Origin of the sequence: Amnimonas aquatica (assembly GCF_002943415.1) — a bacterium.
In the GTDB taxonomy this organism is placed as follows: domain Bacteria; phylum Pseudomonadota; class Gammaproteobacteria; order Pseudomonadales; family Moraxellaceae; genus Perlucidibaca; species Perlucidibaca aquatica_A.
The window spans coordinates 1-6,060 of sequence record NZ_PTQZ01000104.1 but is presented as its reverse complement, the minus strand read 5'-3'; the positions used below and the strand labels follow the sequence as shown (position 1 = coordinate 6,060).

Below are 6,060 nucleotides of genomic sequence, written 5' to 3'. Positions count from 1 at the left end.
CCGGCAGCGTGGCCATGCTTGCCGAAGCGCACCGGCGCTGGGGCCGCCTGCCCTGGGCAACGCTGCTGGCGCCGGCCATCCGCCTCGCCGAATACGGCACACCGGTGTCGCACCGCCTGCACACGCTGTCCGCGCAGGATGCCCTGCTCGCCGCCTCGCCGACCCTGCGCCCCCTCCTGCTGGATGCCGACGGCAAGCCCTGGCCGCAGGGGCACCTGCTCAGGAACCCGGCGCAGGCGCGGCTGCTGCGCACGCTGGCGCAATCCGGCCCGGACGCCTTCTACCGGGGGCCGCTGGCCGACGAGATAGTCACCGCCCTGCGCGCCGCCGGCAGCGACATCACCCTCGCCGACTGGCAGGGCTACCGCGCCCGCGTGTCGCCGGCGCTCTGCCATGCCCTGACCGCCGCCGTGCGCGCCTGCTCGGCACCGCCGCCGTCCGGCGGCGTCAGCGTGCTGCAGAACCTCGCCCTGTGGCTGGCCGCCAGCCCGCCCGGCGCCGCGCTGTACGATGCCGACCGCCACGACCTCGCGCCTGCCGCCCTGCACCGCCTGCTGGAAGCCGAGCGCCTGGCCTTCGCCGACCGCCAGCAGCACGTCGGCGATCCCGCCGTGGTCCCCGTGCCGACCGCCGGCCTGCTGTCGCCGGCCTACCTGCGCGAGCGCGCGGCGCTGATCGGCGAGCGCGCGGCACCCGGCCCGGTGGCCGCCGGCAACCCGCCCGGCGCCGCCCTGGCGGCCATGGACCGGCACTGGCGCGAACACGGCACCACGCACGTCAGCCTGGTCGACAGCGACGGCCGCTGGCTGGTCATGACCTCGTCGATCGAGGACAGCTTCGGCAGCCGCCTGCTGGTCAACGGCCTGCTCATGAACAACCAGCTCACCGACTTCAGCTTCATGCCGGTGCAGGACGGCCTGCCGGTGGCCAACCGGGTGCAGCCGGGCAAGCGGCCGCGCAGCGCCATGTCGCCCACGCTGCTGCTCGACAATGACGGCCGCCCGCTGATCGCCACCGGCTCGCCCGGCGGCAGCCGCATCCTCGGCTTCAACACCCGCGTGCTGGCCGCCTGGCTTGCCGGCGTGCACGATGCCGGCGCGCTGGCATCGCTCCCGCACGCGCTCAACCGCAACGGCGCCACCGAGGTGGAACGCGAATTGCAGCACCGGGATCCGGCGCTGGCCGCGTTCCTGCGCGAGCGCGGGCATGACCTGAAAACGGTGGCGATGACCAGCGGGCACGGCATCATCCTGCGCACGGAAACGGGCCTGGAGGCCGCCGCCGATCCGCGCCGCGAAGGCCGGGCCGACGGCTTCTGAGGCCGGCGACGGGCATGGCGACAGCCCGGCCTGAATGCCGCCGGGTTGCCCCCGGCGGCCGGACCTCCGCACAATCGGGCGACCGATCACAGCAAAAACAAGAGGAGCGGCCATGACCCTGACCCGCCAGATCATGACCGGGCTGGTGCTCGGCATCATTACCGCGGCGCTGCTGGCCGGCCCGCTCGCCGCCTGGCGCGAGCCCGTGCTGACCGGCACCGGCGTCGCCGGCACCCTGTTCCTGAACGCGCTCAAGATGGTGGCGCTGCCGCTGATCGTGACCACGCTGATCGCCGGCCTCGGCGGCCTCAACCAGGCGCCGGGCCGGCTCGGCGCCATCGCCGTGACCTACTACGGCATGAGCACCGTGCTCGCCGTCAGCGCCGGCCTGCTGATCGCCAACGTGGTCGCGCCCGGCCTGCGCGCCGACCTCGCCGGCACCGACTGGCTGGGCAGCGCCAGCGCCGCGGCCGCCGGCAGCAACCTGCCCGGCGCCGACGACGCCGACTGGAAAGCCTCGCTGCTGGCGCTGGTGCCCGGCAACCTGATCCAGGCCGCCAGCGAGGGCAACCTGCTCGCGCTGGTGATGTTCTCGCTGCTGGTCGGCCTCGCCGTGCGCGCCCTGCCGGCCGGCCTGCGCCAGACCCAGCAGCAGTTCTGGGAAGGCCTGCAGCAGGTGCTCATGACCCTCACCCAGTGGGTGCTGCGCACGGCCCCGGTCGGCGTCTTCGCGCTGGTCGCCACCAGTGCCAGCCGGGTCGGCTGGGCCGCGCTGGAACCGCTGGCCTGGTTCGTCGCCACCGTGCTGCTGGCGCTGCTGGTGCACGCCGCCGGCAGCCTCGGGCTGGTGCTCTGGCGGCTGGCGAAAGTCACCCCGCTGTCCCACGCCCGCGCCATGAGCCCGGCGTTGTGGATGGCTTTCTCCACGGCATCATCGGCCGCCACGCTGCCGCTCAGCATCCGCTGCCTGAACGAGCGCGCCGGGGTGCCGCGCGAGGTCACCGGCCTCACCGTGCCGCTGGGCGCGACCCTGAACCTGGACGGCACCGCCCTCTACGAATGCGTGGCCGTGCTGTTCCTGGCCCAGCTGCTGGGCGCCGACCTGTCGCTGGCGCAGCAGCTCGTGGTCATGTTCCTGGCCCTGGCCACGTCCACCGGCATGGCCGGCATACCAGCCGCCAGCCTGGTCGCCATCGCGCTCATCCTCGACCGCCTGGGGCTGCCGGCGGAGGCGCTGGGCCTGCTGCTGATCACTGACCGCCCGCTGGACATGTGCCGCACCGCCGTGAACGTGTGGAGCGACTCGGTGGCGACGCGCGTGGTCGCGCGCTACGCCGCCGCCAGCCAGGTCACCGCCAGCCCCGCCGCCGCCGCGCCGGCCACGACCTCGAGCACGCCGCGCCGGTAGCGGAACAGCGCCAGCGCCGCCAGCAGCATGATGCCGGCGGCAACCGGGTCGAAGCCGCCGAACGCCGGCAGGCCGCCCGGCGCGCCAGCCTCTGCGGACGATGCCCCCGGCCACAGCACATGCCAGGCGAAGAACAGCGCCAGGCTGACGATGACCCCGACCACCGCCGCCGTGATCGCGGTCAGCGGCGCGCCCAGACGGAGGTTGTCGCGCGTGCGCTCGACCAGCGGACCGCCGGCAAGGATGAACAGGAACGACGGCAGGAAGGTGAACCAGGTCACCAGCACCGCCGCCGTCACGCCCGCCAGCACCTGCTGCTCCGGCCCGAAGACCTGGTGCACATAGCCGCCGATGAAGGCCACGAAGGCCACCAGCATGATCAGCGGTCCCGGCGTGGCCTCGCCCAGCGCCAGGCCATCCATCATCTGCGCCGGCGTCACCCAGCCATGCTCGACCACCGCGCCTTGCCAGACATAGGGCAGCACGGCGTAGGCGCCGCCGAAGGTGAGCAGCGCCGCCGTGGTGAAGAACCAGCCCATCTGCGTCAGCGTGCCCTGCCAGCCGAAACAGGCGGCGAGCAGCGCCATGGGCAGCAGCCAGAGCGCGGCGCCGGCGGCCAGCAGCACGAGCAGGCGCGACCAGCGGAAGATGGCGTGCGCCGGCGGCGGGGTGTCGTCGTCGATCACCGCCGGCGCGTGCGCCGCAGTGCCCGTGGCGGCATGGCCGGCGGCCGTCCGGAACGCCGCCGGCCAGCGCCGCTGCCCCAGCCAGCCGGCCAGCGCCGCCAGCAGCACGATGAGCGGGAACGGCAGGTGCAGCAGCGCGATGGCCGCGAACGCCGCCGCCGCGATGCCCCACAGCAGCGGATGCCGCAGCGTGCGCCCGCCGATGCGGTGCGCCGCCTGCAGCACGATGGCGGTGACCGCCGGCTTCACGCCGTAGAACAGCCCGGCGACCCAGGGCAGATGACCGAACGCCAGGTAGAGCCAGGCCAGCGCGATCAGGATGAACAGCGACGGCAGCACGAACAGCGCGCCCGCCACCACGCCGCCCCAGGTCCGGTGCAGCAGCCAGCCGAGATAGGTGGCGAGCTGCTGCGCCTCCGGTCCCGGCAGCAGCATGCAGTAGTTCAGCGCGTGCAGGAAACGCCGCTCGGAGATCCAGCGCCGGCGCTCGACCAGCTCCTGGTGCATGATGGCGATCTGCCCGGCCGGGCCGCCGAAGCTGATGAAGCCCAGGCGCAGCCAGAAGGCGAAGGCCTCGCGGCGGCTGACACCGGCCGGCGCGGCGGGCAACGCGACGGCCGGCGGCTGGTCCGTGCCGGCGGCGGGTGCGGCGGCGTTGACCGGGGCTGGCGCGGAAGCGGCATCGGGGACCGGCGGCTGCATATCCTGGAATCCTGCTGGTAAAGTCGCGGCAGTCTGGTGCCCGCGCATGGTCGGATCATGACAGACCGGCCGCGGGCACCCAACGAACTGATGACGCAAAGCATATGCCTGCGCGCGCCACGCGCCGGCCAGAGTCCCTGACATGACCAGCAACCACGACATTTCCCGCCGCGACCTCCGCCACGTCTGGCACCCCTGCACGCAGATGCACGACCACGAGCAGCTGCCGCTGGTGCCGATCCGGCGCGGCGAAGGCATCTGGCTGGAGGACTTCGACGGCCGGCGCTACCTCGACGGCATCAGCTCGTGGTGGGTCAACCTGTTCGGCCACGCCCACCCCGAACTCAATGCCGCGCTGCGCCAGCAGGCGGACACGCTGGAACACGTCATTCTCGCCGGTTTCACCCACGAGGCCATCGTGGAACTGAGCGAACGGCTGGTGGCGCTGGCACCGCCGGGCCTGAACAAGTGCTTCTACGCCGACAACGGCAGCTCCGGCATCGAGGTCGCGCTGAAGATGAGCCTGCACGCCTGGCGCAACCTCGGGAAGCCGGAGAAGACGCGCTTCATCGCGCTGGAGAACAGCTACCACGGCGAGACCATCGGCGCGCTCGGCGTCACCGACATCCCGCTGTTCTCGGAGACCTACCGGCCCATGCTGCGGCCGCCGCTGCGCGCGCCCTCGCCGGCCGGCCGCCAGCCCGGCGAGTCGCTGCCCGACGCCGCCGCCCGCGCCATGGCCGCTATGGAGACGCTGCTGGCCGAGCACGCGCACGAAGTCGCCGCCGTGATCGTCGAGCCGCTGGTGCAGGGCGCGGCCGGCATGCGCATGTACGACGCCAGCTACCTCACCCTGCTGCGCGCGGCCTGCGACCGCCACGGCGTGCACCTGATCGCCGACGAGATCGCCGTCGGCTTCGGCCGCACCGGCACCATGTTCGCCTGCGAGCAGGCCGGCATCTCGCCCGACTTCCTGGTGCTGTCCAAGGGGCTGACGGCGGGCTATCTGCCGATGTCGGTGGTGATGACCACGGATGCCATCTACGACGTGTTCTACGACCGCTACGACACGCTCAAGGGCTTCCTGCACTCGCACAGCTACACCGGCAATGCGCTCGCCGCGCGCGTGGCGCTGGCCTCGCTGGACCTGTTCGCGCGCGACGACGTGATCGCCCGCAACCGCGAGCTGGCAGCGGTCATGGCCGACGCGCTGGCGCCGCTGCATGAGCACCCGAATGTGCTGGAAGTGCGGCAGACCGGCATGATCGCGGCGGTGGAGCTGGTGCGCGACAAGGCTTCCGGCACGCCCTACGACTGGCGCGAACGGCGCGGGCTGGCGATCTTCCAGGCGGCGCTCAAGCGCGGGCTGCTGCTGCGGCCGATCGGCTCGGTGGTGTATTTCATGCCGCCGTACATCATCACGCCGGAGCAGATCCGCTGGATGGTGGCGACGGCGGCGGAGGCGATCGACGAGGGGCTGGCGGGGGCGGCGGGCGTTGCGTCGGAGCGCGGGCCGGAGATGGCGTGAGCCAGCCGGCGGCTGCGGGACCGGGGCTCAGAACCCCGACCCCGGCTCCTGCAAGAACGCCACTTCCTCCGCCGTCGATACCCGGCCGAGGATGGCGTTGCGGTGCGGATAGCGCCCGAAACGGACAATGATGTCGCGGTGCCGGTGCTCGAAATCGAGCTGGAAGGCCAGCGCGGGCTCGGCGGCGTAGAGGCGCACGGCCTCGTCGTGCACCGGCAGCGACTCGCTGTGCATGTAGGGCAGGTAGAGCACGCCGCGTTCGCGCGGTGTCAGCACCGCCGCCCCGCCGCTGTTCACCAGCTCCTGCGCCAGCACCAGCGCCATGGCGTCCTGCGCGAAGGCGCGCGGGGTGTCGCGGTGGATGTTGCGCGAGAACTGGTCGAGCACCACCACCTCGGCCAGGCGGCCGTGCGCGGT

General features: G+C 72.9%; 5 protein-coding genes. 3 read left to right on the top strand and 2 right to left on the bottom strand.

Annotated elements, in window-relative coordinates:
• Nucleotides 1-1,319, top strand: a 1,319-nt coding sequence (locus C5O18_RS05500) for a gamma-glutamyltransferase family protein (protein WP_146089227.1), incomplete at its 5' end; no start/stop codon positions are given.
• A 112-nt stretch (nt 1,320-1,431) separates the two neighbouring features.
• Entirely contained in the window at nt 1,432-2,727 is a 1,296-nt protein-coding gene (locus C5O18_RS05495) for a dicarboxylate/amino acid:cation symporter (protein WP_158249277.1), read from the top strand.
• Here C5O18_RS05495 and chrA read toward each other — a convergent pair.
• A complete protein-coding gene (gene chrA, locus C5O18_RS05490; RefSeq protein WP_105192182.1) occupies nt 2,649-4,115 on the bottom strand; it encodes a chromate efflux transporter in 1,467 nt (488 codons plus the stop codon). The genes C5O18_RS05495 and chrA overlap by 79 nt on opposite strands.
• A gap of 142 nt (nt 4,116-4,257) precedes the next feature.
• On the opposite strand from chrA, the gene C5O18_RS05485 reads away from it, so the two are divergent.
• Nucleotides 4,258-5,643, top strand: coding sequence for an adenosylmethionine--8-amino-7-oxononanoate transaminase (locus tag C5O18_RS05485; RefSeq protein WP_105192180.1), 1,386 nt, complete (start codon nt 4,258-4,260; stop codon nt 5,641-5,643).
• Between the two features lie 27 nt (nt 5,644-5,670).
• Here C5O18_RS05485 and C5O18_RS05480 read toward each other — a convergent pair.
• Nucleotides 5,671-6,060, bottom strand: a 390-nt coding sequence (locus C5O18_RS05480; protein ID WP_105192178.1) for a DUF924 family protein, incomplete at its 5' end; no start/stop codon positions are given.

Coding starts and splice junctions, on each gene's coding strand:
- C5O18_RS05495 (WP_158249277.1), top strand. CDS start 1,432: ATGACCCTGACCCGCCAGATCATGACCGGGCTGGTGCTCGGCATCATT.
- chrA (WP_105192182.1), bottom strand. CDS start 4,115: ATGCAGCCGCCGGTCCCCGATGCCGCTTCCGCGCCAGCCCCGGTCAAC.
- C5O18_RS05485 (WP_105192180.1), top strand. CDS start 4,258: ATGACCAGCAACCACGACATTTCCCGCCGCGACCTCCGCCACGTCTGG.